This is a genomic window from Kitasatospora sp. NPDC048365 (assembly GCF_043200835.1).
GTDB lineage: Bacteria > Actinomycetota > Actinomycetes > Streptomycetales > Streptomycetaceae > Kitasatospora > Kitasatospora terrestris.
On record NZ_JBICYJ010000044.1, the window covers coordinates 56536 to 70972 of the forward strand.

Here is a 14437-nt window from a genome sequence, read left to right on the forward strand (position 1 = left end):
AAGAATTGCGCGGGGAAATTCCGGCGTCCCTCGTTCGGCGCATTCCCGGTACCCGTAGACGTGTACAAAGGACGGCATGTGGGGAGGTGGGGCGGGCGGGCAGGCCAATAGCGCGGTGCGGATCACCGGTTTATCGAATTCATTTCCACGGCGGCGTGCGCGCGCAACACCGGGTTCGCAGTTCTGCTGTGTACGGTGGGCGGAAGTTCCCATTCGAGCGGCACGACTTGACGGGAGGCACGGCATGGCGGTGACCAGGGAGTTGGCCGAGGAACTGCCGGCCGAGGCGGTTCACGAGGCCAAGGCCCGGGCGGCGACGCTGCTGCTGGCATTCCGGCACGGCAACCAGCTCGCCTTCGACGAGGAGCTCGATCGGCTCCTCTCCGAGCACGCGGAACGCGAGGTGACGACGCTCCTGGTGTGGATCGCCGCCGAGGCCGTCCGCAAGGCGTACGCCCCGGAGGCCGCCGACCGGGTGCTGCGGGCGCTCGCCCGGCGCGCGCCGGCCGAGACGGCGTCGGTCGCGGTGGACGAGGAGATGGCCGGGGCCGCGCGACTGCTGGAGGCGGTCGGGGCGGGGGACGTCGACGGCGTGCGGAACCTGGTGGCGGCGACGCCCGACACCACGTACCTGCTGGGCGGGCTGCTGCAGGCGGTGGCGATGATGCTGCCGCTCCTCCCGGACGGCGAGGCGGAGGAGATCGCGGCGGAGCTCCGGCGCCGCCACCACGGCCGCCTGATCCAGGTGCCCGAGGCCCGCCAGGGACGGCGCCAGGGGCACGCCCGGCCGCCGGAGTACGGCGTGTGACCGGGCGTGCCCCGACCGGGTGTTACGGCATGGCGTGCAGGTGGGAGCCGACGGTGTTGGCGATGCCGTTGCCGGCCTTCGCGTCCCAGTTGGTGGACCAGGTCATCGCTCCGCCGATGCCGGGCCACTTGGTGTCGGGCTTGAAGGTGCCGCAGTTGGTGCCGTTGGCGAGGCAGTCGAGGGCGGCGTTGACGGTCGCCGGGCTGACGTAGCCGCCGCCGGCCGCGCTGGTGGAGGCGGGCACGCCCAGGCCGACCTGGCTCGGTGCGAGGCCGCCCTTGAGCTGGATGCAGGCGAGCGCGGTCAGGAAGTTGACGGTGCCCTGCGCGTACACCCCGCCGTCGCAGCCGAGCATCGTGCCGCTGTTGTAGTACTGCATGTTGACGATGGTCAGGATGTCCTTGGTGTTCAGCGCCAGCTTGAAGTACTCGGCCCCGGTCGACTGCATGTCGATCGTCTGCGGCGCCATGGTGAGCACGAACCCGCTCCCGACCTTCGATGCCAGCGAGTGCAGCGCCTGCCCCATGTAGGTGGCGTTGACGCCGTTCTCCAGGTCGATGTCGATGCCGTCGAAGCCGTACTGCTGGATCACCGAGTAGGCGGTGTTGGCGAAGGTGGTGGCGGCGGTGGAGTTGGAGACGGAGACGGTGCCGTTCTGGCCGCCGACGGAGATGATCACCTTCTTGCCGGCTGCCCGCTTGGCGGCGATGTCCGCCTTGAACTGGGCCTCGGTGTAACCGCCGAGCCGGCTGGAGAGGGTGCTGTCCAGGGTGAAGCTGATGCCGCCCTGGGTTGCGGTGGCGTCGGCGAAGGACACGGCGATGATGTCGTACGCGGCGGGGACGTCGCTGATCCGCTGCACGGTGGCGCCGTTGTCGAAGTTCTGCCAGTAGCCGGTCAGCCGGTGCTTGTTCGGCGGCTGGCTCCCGGTCGGCGAGGGCGAGGTCGAGGTCGAGACCGACGGCGACGGCGACGTGGAGTTGCTCGGCGTCGGGCTGACCGAGGTGGACCCCGAGGGGCTCGGCGAGGCGTCGCCCGGGCCGACCATGGAGACCCTGTCGACCAGGTAGGCGGCCTGCCCGTACCAGCCGTGGAACCACACCGAGACCGAGGTGGTGGACGGTCCGGTGGTGAAGGTGGTGGTGAGCGTGGTCCAGGTGGTGGAGGAGGTCCAGGTGGACGGGTCGGTGCCGCCGGTGCCGGTGGCGCCGAGGAACACGTAGGAGCCCTGGACCTGGGCGGTCAGCTTGTAGGTCGAGGACGGTTTGACGGTGACCTGCTGGCTGCACTGGGCGTAGTCGGAGCCGGCCGGGGTGCCCTGGAGGTCCCAGCCGGTCGCGGAGTTGTTGACGGCGGTGACCCCGCTCGCGCAGGTCCAGTTGGTCAGGTGGTTGCCGCTCGCGAAGTCGCCGTTGCGGATCACGTCCACGTCGGCGGCGGCCGCGGTGCCGGCCGGGCCGGCGAGCAGCAGGCCGACCAGCGCGAGCACGGCGGCGACCAGGGCGGCGAGTGGCGCCCGGGCGGTGTGGCGGTGTGGCGCACGCATGCCATCTCCAGGTGTGGGGGAGTGGGGGATGGGAGTGCGGTGCAGGGAGTGTGTCACACGGTGGAGTAGACCAATTGCGCTGTCAAGAGGGCGAGTTGCCGAAGTGTCGGACGGCGACCGGCTCCGGGACGGCGAGCGAGGCGGCGATCCGGCCGGCCCGCGGGCGGCGCCGGACCAGTGGAGCAGGAAGTGGCCGAAGGTCGGCAGCAGGTAGGCCGGCGGCGCCGGCGACAGCAGGTGGGCGGTGGTCGGGACCGCCTCCCGGTGGGCTGTTAAGAACTGGTCCATCAAAGGCTCCCGTCGGCCTGTTGCTTCGAGCTGAAGGTTCATTGCCGTTGAGTTCCATCATTTCGATGGTGGATGATCGATTTTGCCAAGCCTTGGCGAAGTGGCGACCCTCACTGGGCGAGGGGTGGGGGAGGCGCCCTTGCGCGAGTCCTAGACTTGGGGGGTGACCGAGAAGGCCGGGCAGAACCCGTACACCATCCGACCCGGCGGCGAGGCCGCCGACGGCGTCGACGCCGAGCTGCGCGCCGTCGAGCTGGAGCTGTCCAAGCGCTGGCCCGAGAACAAGATCGAGCCCTCGCTCGACCGCATCGCGGCGCTGATGGACATCCTCGGCCAGCCCCAGCGCTCGTACCCGTCCATCCACATCACGGGCACCAACGGCAAGACCTCCACCGCCCGCATGATCGAGCGCCTGCTCGGCTCCTTCGAGCTGCGCACCGGCCGGTACACCAGCCCGCACGTGGAGTCGGTCACCGAGCGGATCAGCCTGGACGGCGCGCCGATCGACGTGGAGAAGTTCGTCGAGACCTTCCGCGACATCGAGCCCTACGTGCGGATGGTCGACGCCACCCAGCCGATCGCGCTCTCCTTCTTCGAGGTGCTGACCGGCATGGCGTACGCCTGCTTCGCCGACGCCCCGGTGGACGTCGCCGTGGTCGAGGTCGGCATGGGCGGCACCTGGGACGCCACCAACGTGATCGACGCCGTCGTCTCGGTGATCACCCCGATCGGCCTGGACCACACCGACCGGCTCGGCGACACCACCGGCAAGATCGGCAAGGAGAAGGCCGGCATCATCAAGCCCGGCGCGCTCGCCGTGGTCTCCCAGCAGCCGCTGGACGCCGCCGAGTCGATCCTGCGCCGCGCGGTCGAGGTGGACGCCACGGTGGCCCGCGAGGGCATGGAGTTCGGCGTGATCCGCCGCGAGGTCGCGGTCGGCGGCCAGCTGGTCACCCTGCGCGGCCTCGGCGGCCACGAGTACGAGGACGTCTTCATCCCGCTGCACGGCGCCTACCAGGCGCACAACGCGGCGCTCGCGCTGGCCGCCGTGGAGGCGTTCTTCGGCGTCGGCGGCGCCTCCGGCGGCGCGCTGGACGAGGAGAAGGTCCGCGCGGCGTTCTCCGGCGTCTCCTCCCCGGGCCGCCTGGAGGTGGTCCGCCGCAGCCCCACCGTGATCCTGGACGCCGCGCACAACCCGCACGGCGCCGAGGCCGCGGTCTCCGCGCTCGGCGAGGCCTTCGGCTTCACCAAGCTGGTCGGCGTGATCGCCACCAGCGGCGACAAGGACGTCTCCGGCCTGCTGGAGGCGTACGAGCCGGTGCTGGCCGAGGTGGTCATCACCCAGAACTCCACCCACCGTGCGATGCCGGTCGACAAGCTCGCCGCGCTCGCGGTGGAGATCTTCGGTGAGGATCGCGTGCAGGTCGAGCCCCGGCTGGACGACGCCATCGAGGCGGCGATCACCCTGGCCGAGGAGGAGGACCTGGGCGGCGCGGGCGTGCTGGTCACCGGTTCGGTCATCACGGTGGGCGAGGCGCGCCTGCTGTTCGGAAGGAAGTAGCCGCCGATGCGGACCCTGTGCTCCTCGACGCTGATCGGCGAGGCCCTGCTGATCCTGTTCGCCGGACTGGTCGCGATGAAGCTGACCGACGTCGGCGCCGGCACGATCTGGCTGGTCAGCGGCCTGGCCATGCTGCTGTGCGTGCTGCTCTGCGGCGTGATCACCCGGCCCGGCGCGGTCTGGGTCGGCTGGGCCCTGCAGCTGGGCATCCTGGCCAGCGGCCTGGTCCTGCCGACCATGTACGCGTTCGGCGTGATCTTCACCGGCCTGTGGTGGTGCTCGGTGCACTACGGCCGGAAGATCGACGAGATCAAGGCGGCCCGGGAGGCCTCCGCGGCGCCCGCCGCGCAGCCCGCCTGACCTGCCCCGGGCCGTTCACGTCGGGGCCTGGCGCCCGGGGTAGGGTCTGCGGTACACCTCACGCACGACCCGATCCCCAGGAGCCGCCCCGTGTCCCAGCGCACTCTCGTCCTGCTCAAGCCCGACGCCGTCCAGCGTGGTCTGGCCGGCGAGATCATCAGCCGGATCGAGCGCAAGGCCGGCTGGCGCTTCGCCGCGATCGAGCTGCGGACCTTCGACCGCGCGACGCTGGAGCAGCACTACGCCGAGCACGTCGGCCGGCCGTTCTACGAGCCGCTGCTGGAGTTCATGACCTCGGGCCCGTCGATCGCGCTGATCGTCGAGGGTGAGAACGTCGTCCCCGGCATCCGGGCGCTGGCCGGTGCCACCGACCCGCTGCAGGCCGGGGCCGGCACCATCCGCGGCGACTACGCGACGATCACCCGCGAGAACCTGATCCACGCCTCCGACTCGCCGGAGTCGGCCGAGCGCGAGATCAAGATCTTCTTCCCCTCGCACGCCTGATCACCGGGGGTGCGGGGCCGCTGTCGCCCCGCACCCCGCGGTACTGCCCGCCATCTGGGCGTTAATCGTCAAATCACGGAACCCGGCTGCTCGACACGGCGTCCAATGCCACGGGAAGCCGCTCCGCGCACGGAGAATGGGCAGCATGCCGTACCCGCCGCTCGCGACGACCGGCGTGGCTACGATGGACCCCAACTTACGGGCCCGGTGCGGCTGCTCAGCTGCCGTCAGCCCCCGCACGGGCCCGCGCGGCCGGCCCGCTCCCCGCCATTGATCCGAACTCGGGAAGGCACTCCACATCCCATGGCGAACAACCTGTCGTTCATCGGCCGGGACTTGGCGATCGACCTCGGCACTGCCAACACCCTGGTGTACGTCAGGGGCAAGGGGATCGTGCTCAACGAGCCGTCGGTGGTCGCGGTGAACACCAACACCGGCGGCATCCTGGCGGTGGGCGCCGAGGCGAAGAAGATGATCGGCCGCACGCCGGGCAACATCGTCGCCATCCGCCCGCTGAAGGACGGCGTGATCGCCGACTTCGAGATCACCGAGCGGATGCTGCGCTACTTCATCCTGAAGATCCACCGCCGCCGCTACCTGGCCCGCCCCCGGGTCGTGGTCTGCGTGCCGTCCGGCATCACCGGGGTCGAGCGCCGCGCCGTGATCGAGGCCAGCGCCCAGGCCGGCGCACGCCAGGTGCACATCATCGAGGAGCCGATGGCGGCCGCGATCGGCGCCGGCCTGCCGGTGCACGAGCCGACCGGCAACATGGTGGTCGACATCGGCGGCGGCACCACCGAGGTCGCGGTCATCTCGCTCGGCGGGATCGTCACCGCGCAGTCCCTGCGGGTCGCCGGCGACGAGCTGGACAACGCGATCGTCCAGCACATCAAGAAGGAGTACAGCCTGCTGCTCGGCGAGCGCTCCGCCGAGCAGATCAAGATGTCGATCGGCTCCGCCTTCGCGCTGGACGGCGAGAAGGACGAGCACGCCGAGATCCGCGGCCGCGACCTGGTCTCCGGCCTGCCGAAGACCGTCGTGATCTCCGCCGCCGAGGTGCGCGAGGCGATCGACGAGCCGGTCAACTCCATCATCGACGCGGTGAAGACCACCCTCGACCAGTGCCCCCCGGAGCTGGCCGGCGACGTGATGGACCGCGGCATCGTGCTGACCGGCGGCGGCGCCCTGCTGCGCGGCCTGGACGAGCGGCTGCGCCGCGAGACCGGCATGCCGATCCACATCGCGGAGAACCCGCTGGACTCGGTGGCGATCGGCGCCGGCAAGTGCGTCGAGGAGTTCGAGGCGCTCCAGCAGGTTCTCGACGCCCAGCCGCGTCGTTAACCGGGCACAGCCTCCAGCACGCCGATTGAACAGAGACTCACCGTACGAAGGGGCAGCTCCAGCACCGTGAGGGACACACGCGAGAGCCGACTACTGCTCATCCTGCTGGTCGCCGTCGCCTTCGCGCTGATCACCGTCGACATCAAGGGCGGCGAGGACTCGCCGCTCGGCGGCGCCCGCCGGGCCGCGGCCAGCGTGCTCGGCCCGGTGGAGCGCGGCGCGGCCGGAGCCGTCGACCCGGTCGCCGGGTACGTCCGGGCCATCCGCGACGCCTCCACCCACCAGGAGCGTCTCGACCAGGCCACCAGGGAGAACGCCGAGCTGCGCCAGCGGCTCGCCTCCTCGGACGCCGCCACCGGCCGGACCAAGCAGCTCGACGAGATGCTGCGCACCGCCGGCGCCGGCGGATACACCGTCAAGGCCGCCCAGGTGATCGCGATCGGCCCGGCCCAGGGCTTCTCCTGGACCATCACCATCGACGCCGGCAGCGACGACGGCCTGACCCGCGACATGACCGTCATCAACGGCCAGGGCCTGGTCGGCCGGATCACCACGGTCGCCCCGACCACCGCCACCGTGCTGCTCGCCTCCGACCCCGGCTTCACCGCCGGCGTCCGGCTGGAGGGCAACAACGAGATCGGCTTCGCGGCCGGCCAGGGCACCGGCCCGATGAAGATCCAGCTGCTGAACGGCCGCGCCCAGGTCAAGGAGGGCGACCGGCTGGTCACCTTCGGCTCGCACAGCGGCCGCCCGTTCGTCCCCGGCGTCCCGGTCGGCAAGGTGGTCCAGGTCGAGGCCACCCCCGGCCAGCTCACCAAGACCATCCAGGTCGAGCCGTTCGTCCAGTTCACCCGGCTCGACCTGGTCGGCGTGGTCGTCGTCCCGCCGCGCACCGACCCGCGCGACGCCGTCCTGCCGCCCGCCACCGCCGCCACGGCGGCCGCCGCACCCGCCCCGGCGGCACCGGCCGCCGCCGCGCCGCCCACCACCACGGGGGGACACTGACCGTGCGCATCAACCGGATCGTCCTCTCCGGCGTCCTGCTGCTGCTCGCCCTGCTGATCCAGGTCAGCGTGCTCGGCCGGCTCCAGCTGCCCGGCGCCACCCCCGACCTGCTGCTCCTCGTGGTGGTCGGCCTCGCCCTGGTCTACGGCCCGTCCGGCGGCTGCGTGGTCGGCTTCGCCGGCGGCCTGCTCGCCGACCTCGCCCCGCCCTCCGACCACGCGATCGGCCGCTACGCCCTGGTGCTCTGCCTGATGGGCTACGCCGCCGGCCTGCTGCGCCCCGAGGGCGGCCGGCAGCGCTCGGCGCTCAGCGCGCTCCTGGTGGTGGCCGGCGCCGCGATCGTCTCCACCCTGCTGTACGCGATGGTCGGCGCCCTGGTCGGCGACACCGCCGCCCGGCACGTCGGCCTGACCGGCCTGGTGTTCTCCGCCCTGCTGTACGACGTGCTGCTCGCCCCGTTCGTGGTGCCCGCGGTGATGCTGCTGGCCCGCCGGTTCGACGGCGACCGGGTCGCCTCCGAGTCCCCGCGCGGCGCCGACGGCGGCTCCGGGCTCGGCGCGCTGGCGCGGTACAAGACCACCCGTGAGGTCTCCAGCGGCCCGACGTACGCCAAGAAGCGGCGCATGCCCGGCCTCGCCAAGCGGCCCTGACCGAGAGGAGGCCCGTCCTCATGACGAACATCCCCGAGACCGGCCGCACCCGGCGGGTGACGATCAGGCTGGTCGTGCTCCAGGTGCTGGTCCTCTCCCTGCTCGCCACCCTCGGCGGGCGGCTGTGGTACCTGCAGATCCGCACCGGCAAGGACTACGCCGCGAAGGCGGCCGGCAACCACATCCGCGAGGTGGTCGAACCGGCCATCCGCGGCGAGATCCTGGACGCCTCCGGCCGGATCCTGGCCGGCAACGAGACCAAGCTGGTCGTCTCGGTCAGCCGCACCTCGCTGCTGCAGCAGAAGGACCGCGGCAAGGCCGTGCTCACCCGGCTCGCCGAGGTGCTGGGCATGCCCGCCAAGGACGTCCAGGACAAGGTACGGCTCTGCGACGCCAAGACCCCGCAGCCCTGCTGGAACGGCTCCCCGTACCAGCCGATCCCGGTGACCCAGCAGGCCACCACCCAGCAGGCGATGCAGATAATGGAACGCCGCGAGGACTTCCCCGGCGTCACCGCGCAGCCCACCGCCACCCGCCGCTACACCGGCGCCGAGGGCGCCAGCGCCGCCCAGGTCCTCGGCTACCTCTCCCCGGTCACCGACGACGAGGTCACCAAGAGCGCCGACAAGCCCGGCCGCGAGCGCCGGCTGCCCTCCGACCAGATCGGCCGGGCCGGCCTGGAGTCGGTCTACGACGACGACCTGCGCGGCACCACCGGCGTGGACAAGCTGGAGGTCGACAACCTCGGCCGGGTGATCGGCAGCGCCGGGCGGGTCCCCGCGCAGGCCGGCAACAACCTGGTCACCTCGCTCGACGCCCGGGTGCAGAAGGTGGTCGAGGACCAGCTCGCCCAGGCGATGGTCGACGCCCGCAAGGTGTACGACAAGGAGACCAAGAAGAACTACGAGGCCGACTCCGGCGCCGCCGTCGTGATGGACGTGCACACCGGACGGATCGTCGCGATGGCCAGCGCCCCGACCTTCGACCCCAACCTGTGGGTCGGCGGCATCTCCGCCAAGGACTACCAGACGCTGACCGGCAAGGACTCCAACTACCCGCTGATCAACCGGGCCATCCAGGGCCAGTCGGCCCCCGGCTCCACCTTCAAGGTGATCTCCACCAACGCCGCGGTGCAGGCCGGCTACTCGCTGGACGGCCACTACCCGTGCCCGAAGAGCCTCACCATCGGCGGCCGCGAGTTCAAGAACTTCGAGAGCGAGAGCTTCGGCGACATCACGCTGGAGCGCGCCCTGGAGGTCTCCTGCGACACCGTCTTCTACGGCCTCGCCTACGACCAGTGGATGAAGGACGGCGGCATCAAGCCCAAGAAGGACGCCGCCGACTGGTTCTTCAAGACCGCCCACCAGTACGGACTCGGCGCCAAGACCGGTGTCGACCTGCCGTCCGAGACCCCCGGCCGGGTGCCCGACCGGCAGTGGAAGCAGTCCTTCTTCGACGCCAACAAGGACGCCTGGTGCGCCCAGGCGGCCAAGGGCGGCCACGAGTACACCGACGAGATCGCCCGCGAGAACTGCGTCGACGGCAACCAGATGCGCGCCGGTGACTCGGTCAACTTCGCGATCGGCCAGGGCGACACCCTGGTCACCCCGCTGCAGATGGCCCGGATCTACTCCGCCCTCGCCAACGGCGGCATCCTGTACCGCCCGAGCATCGGCAAGGCCGTGGTCAGCCCGGACGGCGCCCTGGTCCGCGACATCGCCCCGCACGAGGACGGCCGGCTCCCCGCCGACGGCAAGCTGCTGAAGTACATCAACGAGGCCACCGCGGGCGTCGTCGAACGAGGCACCGCCTCCTGGAAGTTCACCGCCCAGGGCTGGCCGCAGAAGCAGATCGAACTGCACGCCAAGACCGGCACCGCCGAGGTCGCCGGCAAGCAGACCACCTCGTGGCTGACCACCTACAGTGCCGACTACGCGGTCGTGATGACGATAAGCCAAGGTGGCACCGGCTCCGGCGGTTCCGGCGACTCGGTCCGGCGGATCTACCAGGCGCTGTACGGCGTGGACGACAAGGGCGGGATCGACAACGGCAAGGCGCTGCTGCCCAAGCCGCAGGCCGAACTGCCCAAGTTCAACCCCGACGGCACCGCGATCGTCAAGCCCGCCTCGTTCTCCTACGAGGGCACCCGCACCTTCCTCGACCCGGTCCAGCCGGCCGGCGCCCCCGCGCCGCTCACCGTCGCGCTGGCCGCCGTCGAACCCGCCACCCGCACCGCCGCCGGAAGGGGCCGCGCATGACCTCGTACGGCTCCTACCGGCCGGTCCGGTTCAGCCCGCGCCGCGGCAACCTCGCGCGGGTGCTGGCCAAGGACTCCCCGCTGCGCCGGCTCGACTGGATCATGATCCTCAGCGCGCTCGGCCTCTCGCTGGGCAGCTCGCTGCTGGTCTGGTCCGCCACCCGCGGCCGGGACACGCTCACCCACGGCGACCCCCAGTACTTCCTCTACCGGCACCTCACCAACCTGGTGATCGGCCTCGGGCTGTGCGCGGTCACCGTGCTGATAGGGACACGAAGGCTGCGCACCGCGGTGCCGTTCGTCTACCTCGCGGTGCTGCTGCTGCTCTTCGCGGTGCTCAGCCCGCTCGGCTCGACCATCAACGGCGCGCACTCCTGGATCCAGTTCGGCGGCGGCTTCTCCATCCAGCCCGCCGAGTTCGCCAAGCTCGCCATCGTGATGGGCATGGCCGTGGTGCTCTCCGCCCGGGTCGACGCCGGCGAGCGGGAGTACCCGCCGACCCGCAGCGTGCTCCAGGGGCTGGCCGTCGCGGCCGTCCCGATGGGCGTCGTCATGCTGATGCCCGACCTCGGCTCGGTGATGGTGATGGCCGTGACCGTGCTCGGCATCCTGCTCGCCTCCGGCGCCGCCAACCGCTGGGTCTTCGGCCTGCTCGGCGCCGGCGTGGCCGGCGCGATCGCGGTCTGGCAGCTCGGCGTGCTCGACAAGTACCAGATCGACCGGTTCGCCGCCTTCGCCAACCCGGCCCTCGACCCGGCCGGCGTCGGCTACAACACCGCCCAGGCCCGGATCGCCATCGGCTCCGGCGGCCTGACCGGCATGGGCCTGTTCCACGGCACCCAGACCATGGGCCAGTTCGTCCCCGAGCAGCAGACCGACTTCGTCTTCACGGTGGCCGGCGAGGAGCTCGGCTTCGTCGGCGCACTCGCCCTGATCGGCCTGCTGGGCGTCATCCTGTGGCGCGCCTGCCGGATAGCGCGCCAGGCCACCGACCTGTACGGCACGGTCCTCGCCGCGGGCGTGGTCACCTGGTTCGCGTTCCAGGCCTTCGAGAACATCGGGATGAATCTCGGCATCATGCCGGTCGCGGGCATCCCGCTGCCCTTCGTCTCCTATGGCGGATCCTCGATGTTCGCCGTCTGGATCGCCATCGGACTGCTGCAGTCCGTCCGGTCCCAGCGGCCGATAGGGATCTGACCGGATGAATTGTTCGTACTGATTCGTTAATGCGCTCGACCGTTGAGTCGGGGGAGTGCCAGGCTGTGCCGGCTCGTGTCACTTCCAGGGGGGATCGACTCTCGTGCGTATGCGTCAGTTCCTGGGTCTGGCGGCAGCGGTGACCACCGCCGTCGTCGGACTCCCGGCGCCCGCGGCCTCGGCCGCGGTCACCACACTCTTCGTCAACAACGCGGATCCCACGCGCTGTTCCGACACCGGTTCGGGAACGCTCGCCCAGCCGTTCTGCACCGTCTCCGCCGCCGCCAAGGTGGTCGAGCCCGGCCAGACGGTCCGGGTGATGCCCACCAGCGGCGGGTACTTCGGCGACGTCGTGCACATCACCCGGTCCGGCACTCCGGAGCAGCCGATCACCTTCCTCGGCGGACCGATCACCCGCGACGCCCAGTCCATGCCGCTGCTGGAGGCGAGCAGCAAGGAGGCCGGCAGCACGTTCGTGGTGTCGAACGCGCACGACGTGGTGATCAAGGGCTTCCGCCAGGACCGCCGGAAGAACCCCGTCGTGATCACGGACTCCTCCCGGATCACTGTGGAGCAGAACTGGTTCCAGAACAGCTCCGGTACGGCGGACATCCGGATCTCGGGCAACAGCGACCATGTGACGGTCGCCCGCAACCTGTTCCCCGACACCCTCGGTGTAGCTGTCGATGCCGGTGTGCGGTCCACGCTGATCACCGCGAACGACTTCAGCCGCACCACCACCTCGGCCGTCACCGTCAAGGACGCGCCGCAGACCGCGGTCACCAACAACACGATCGCCTTCTCCTGCGAGGAGAGCGTGCTGATCGACGGCGCCTCGCCGGGCGCCGTGGTCGAGAACAACGTCATCACCGCCGACCATCCGGACACCACCAAGGACTATCCCGCCGAGTGCGACGCCGCCCACCGCGGTGAGGCCGAGATCTCGCTGTCGGTGGGCTCGGTCGCCGACTCGAAGGTGGACTTCAACACCGTCCACCCGTGGCCGGGCGCCTCCACGTACCGCTGGAGCGGCACCGGCTACCCGACCCCCGCCGCGTTCACCGCCGCGACCGGTCAGGCCGCCCACGACATCGACCTGGACGTCGCCTTCGAGGAGGCCTTCCCCGCCTGGCCGTTCCACCCGCTCCCGGACAGCGCCCGCGCGGCCACCGACTCCGCCGACCCCGCGGCCCCCGGCGTCGGCACCGACCTCTACGGCTCCAAGCCGCTCGACGACCCCCGGTCCGAGAGCACCGCGCCGAACGTCGGCGGCTTCCGCGACCGGGGCGCCTACGAGAACGTCGGCCTCCAGGGCTCGCTCTCGGTGATCGGCGACTCCTTCCACAGCCCGCACGGCCCGATCCCGCTGACCGTCCGGGCCACCGCCTCCGCATCCGACGGCTTCGGCGGGTCGCCGATCAGCTACTCCTTCGACTTCGGCGACGGCAGCGCGCCGGTGGTCAGCACGGCGCCCGAGGCCACCCACACCTACACCGTCGTCGGCAGCTACCCCGTCACCGTCACCCTGACCACCGCCTCCGGTGCCCGGGTCACGCCCGACCCCACCTTCGCCAAGGCGAACCAGCCCGGCCCGTTGACCGTCGACTTCACCACCTGGACCGACGGCGGCGGGAACGCGATCTTCTCGCCGACCGCCACCTCGCCCTGGGACATCACCGCCGGCCGGATCAACTTCGGCGACGGCAGCGGCGACCACGCCTGGTACCCGTCCCAAAACCCGAACGTCCGCTACCACGCGCCGGGCACCTACACGGTCACCGTGGCCGCCACCGACGCCACCGGCAAGGAGGTGGTGACCACCAAGCAGCTGAAGGTGGTCTTCGACGCCGAGCACCGGGCGCTGCTCGACGGCGAGAAGGTCCAGGTCCTCGCCCGGACCGACGGCGGACTGGTCGGCGCGGTCGGCAACTTCACCCAGGGCGTGTGGGGGCCGGCCGCAGCCGTCCCGAACGGCGGGCCGGCCGCCGCCGACATCACCTCGGTCGCCGACTCGGTCACCAGCACCCAGTACCTGCGGGCCGTCGTCCTCGCCAACGGCCGGATCCGGTACATCGAGCGCAACCTCGGCGGCTGGCGCTTCCACGGCGTCAGCTACATCGGGCCGGGCGACTGGTCCCCGTGGACTGAGCCCACCGAGGCATCGGGCCTGGGCCCGCTCGCCGGGATCACCCAGATCGCGGCCGCCTCGATCGGCGAGCAGACCCACGTGGTCGCGCTGGCCGGAGGCCGGGTCTACGAGGCCACGCTCGACGCCGGTTTCCGCTGGACCGCCTGGGGCGACGTGACAGCGGCGGCCAAGCTGCCCGCCGGCACCACGCAGATCGCGGCGGGGACGACCGGCAACGCGCTGCACATCGCGGCGCTGGGCGCGGACGGTCGGATCCGGGTCGCCGACGGCGACTACACCCGCGGTACCTGGAGCAGCGGCGACATCACCGGCGCGATCGGCAGCCCCGGTACGGTCACCCAGATCGCGGGTGCAGCCCTCGGTTCGAAGTTCCACGTGCTGGCGCTGGTCGGCGGCAGCGTCTTCCAGGCCTCCGGTGACTACGCCGCCGGGCGCTGGTCCTCGTGGGCGAACGTGTCGGCGGTGGTCGGCCGGCAGGGCGCCGTGACCCAGCTCTCCGCGGCCGGCACCGGCAACACCCTGCGGCTGTTCGGCGTCTCGGGCGGCCACGTGTACAACGCCAACGGCGACTACACGGCGGGCCGCTGGTCCGCCTGGGGCGACGTCACCGCACCCGGCGCCGCCGGGAGCACCGCCCCCGTGACCGGTACGTCGGCGGCCGGCACCGGCTGATCCTCCCCCGGGGGGGGGGGGGGGGGGGGGGGGGGGGGGGGGGGGGGGGGGGGGGGGGGGGGGGGGGGGGGGGGGGGGGGGGGGGGGGGGGGGGGGGGG

The 14437-nt window shown here is 71.6% G+C and carries 11 protein-coding genes; 10 read left to right on the plus strand and 1 reads right to left on the minus strand.

The window, feature by feature from the left end; translation table 11 throughout:
- Positions 1–244 precede the first annotated feature (244 nt).
- On the plus strand, positions 245–808 hold the full coding sequence (locus ACGFX4_RS33145; protein ID WP_393082426.1) for a hypothetical protein: 564 nt from the start codon (positions 245–247) through the stop codon (positions 806–808).
- 22 nt (positions 809–830) lie between these two features.
- Here the strand turns inward: ACGFX4_RS33145 and ACGFX4_RS33150 are convergent, their stop codons facing one another.
- Positions 831–2354, minus strand: coding sequence for a chitinase (locus ACGFX4_RS33150; protein WP_393082429.1), 1524 nt, complete (start codon positions 2352–2354; stop codon positions 831–833).
- Between the two features lie 484 nt (positions 2355–2838).
- On the opposite strand from ACGFX4_RS33150, the gene ACGFX4_RS33155 reads away from it, so the two are divergent.
- The 9 genes from ACGFX4_RS33155 to ACGFX4_RS33195 all read left to right on the plus strand — a co-directional run bounded on the left by ACGFX4_RS33155 (position 2839) and on the right by ACGFX4_RS33195 (position 14338).
- Positions 2839–4203 carry a bifunctional folylpolyglutamate synthase/dihydrofolate synthase gene (locus ACGFX4_RS33155; RefSeq protein WP_393082456.1) on the plus strand — a complete coding sequence of 455 codons (1365 nt, stop codon included), beginning with the start codon at positions 2839–2841 and terminating at the stop codon, positions 4201–4203.
- A 6-nt stretch (positions 4204–4209) separates the two neighbouring features.
- Positions 4210–4563, plus strand: a complete 354-nt coding sequence (locus ACGFX4_RS33160; RefSeq protein WP_345697051.1) for a DUF4233 domain-containing protein — start codon at positions 4210–4212, stop codon at positions 4561–4563.
- Between the two features lie 90 nt (positions 4564–4653).
- Positions 4654–5067, plus strand: coding sequence for a nucleoside-diphosphate kinase (ndk, locus tag ACGFX4_RS33165; protein WP_345697050.1), 414 nt, complete (start codon positions 4654–4656; stop codon positions 5065–5067).
- 315 nt (positions 5068–5382) lie between these two features.
- Positions 5383–6408 (plus strand): rod shape-determining protein, encoded by a 1026-nt coding sequence (locus ACGFX4_RS33170; RefSeq protein ID WP_345701829.1) that lies wholly within the window; start codon positions 5383–5385, stop codon positions 6406–6408.
- Between the two features lie 66 nt (positions 6409–6474).
- Positions 6475–7413: a rod shape-determining protein MreC gene (gene mreC / locus ACGFX4_RS33175; RefSeq protein ID WP_393082435.1), complete on the plus strand. Its 939-nt coding sequence runs from the start codon at positions 6475–6477 to the stop codon at positions 7411–7413.
- Positions 7414–7415: 2 nt separating this feature from the next.
- On the plus strand, positions 7416–8063 hold the full coding sequence (mreD, locus tag ACGFX4_RS33180; RefSeq protein ID WP_393082437.1) for a rod shape-determining protein MreD: 648 nt from the start codon (positions 7416–7418) through the stop codon (positions 8061–8063).
- A gap of 20 nt (positions 8064–8083) precedes the next feature.
- Positions 8084–10321: a penicillin-binding protein 2 gene (mrdA, locus tag ACGFX4_RS33185; protein ID WP_393082439.1), complete on the plus strand. Its 2238-nt coding sequence runs from the start codon at positions 8084–8086 to the stop codon at positions 10319–10321.
- Positions 10318–11517: a rod shape-determining protein RodA gene (gene rodA, locus ACGFX4_RS33190; RefSeq protein ID WP_393082441.1), complete on the plus strand. Its 1200-nt coding sequence runs from the start codon at positions 10318–10320 to the stop codon at positions 11515–11517. Before mrdA ends, rodA begins: the two co-directional genes overlap by 4 nt.
- Before the next feature lie 109 nt (positions 11518–11626).
- Positions 11627–14338: a PKD domain-containing protein gene (locus ACGFX4_RS33195; protein ID WP_393082444.1), complete on the plus strand. Its 2712-nt coding sequence runs from the start codon at positions 11627–11629 to the stop codon at positions 14336–14338.
- Positions 14339–14437: the final 99 nt, after the last annotated feature.

What these genes read in the sequence shown, in the direction of transcription:
- ACGFX4_RS33145 (WP_393082426.1), top strand. Translation starts at nt 245, where the DNA reads ATGGCGGTGACCAGGGAGTTGGCCGAGGAACTGCCGGCCGAGGCGGTT.
- ACGFX4_RS33195 (WP_393082444.1), top strand. Translation starts at nt 11,627, where the DNA reads ATGCGTCAGTTCCTGGGTCTGGCGGCAGCGGTGACCACCGCCGTCGTC.
- ACGFX4_RS33160 (WP_345697051.1), top strand. Translation starts at nt 4,210, where the DNA reads ATGCGGACCCTGTGCTCCTCGACGCTGATCGGCGAGGCCCTGCTGATC.
- ACGFX4_RS33150 (WP_393082429.1), bottom strand. Translation starts at nt 2,354, where the DNA reads ATGCGTGCGCCACACCGCCACACCGCCCGGGCGCCACTCGCCGCCCTG.
- mrdA (WP_393082439.1), top strand. Translation starts at nt 8,084, where the DNA reads ATGACGAACATCCCCGAGACCGGCCGCACCCGGCGGGTGACGATCAGG.
- rodA (WP_393082441.1), top strand. Translation starts at nt 10,318, where the DNA reads ATGACCTCGTACGGCTCCTACCGGCCGGTCCGGTTCAGCCCGCGCCGC.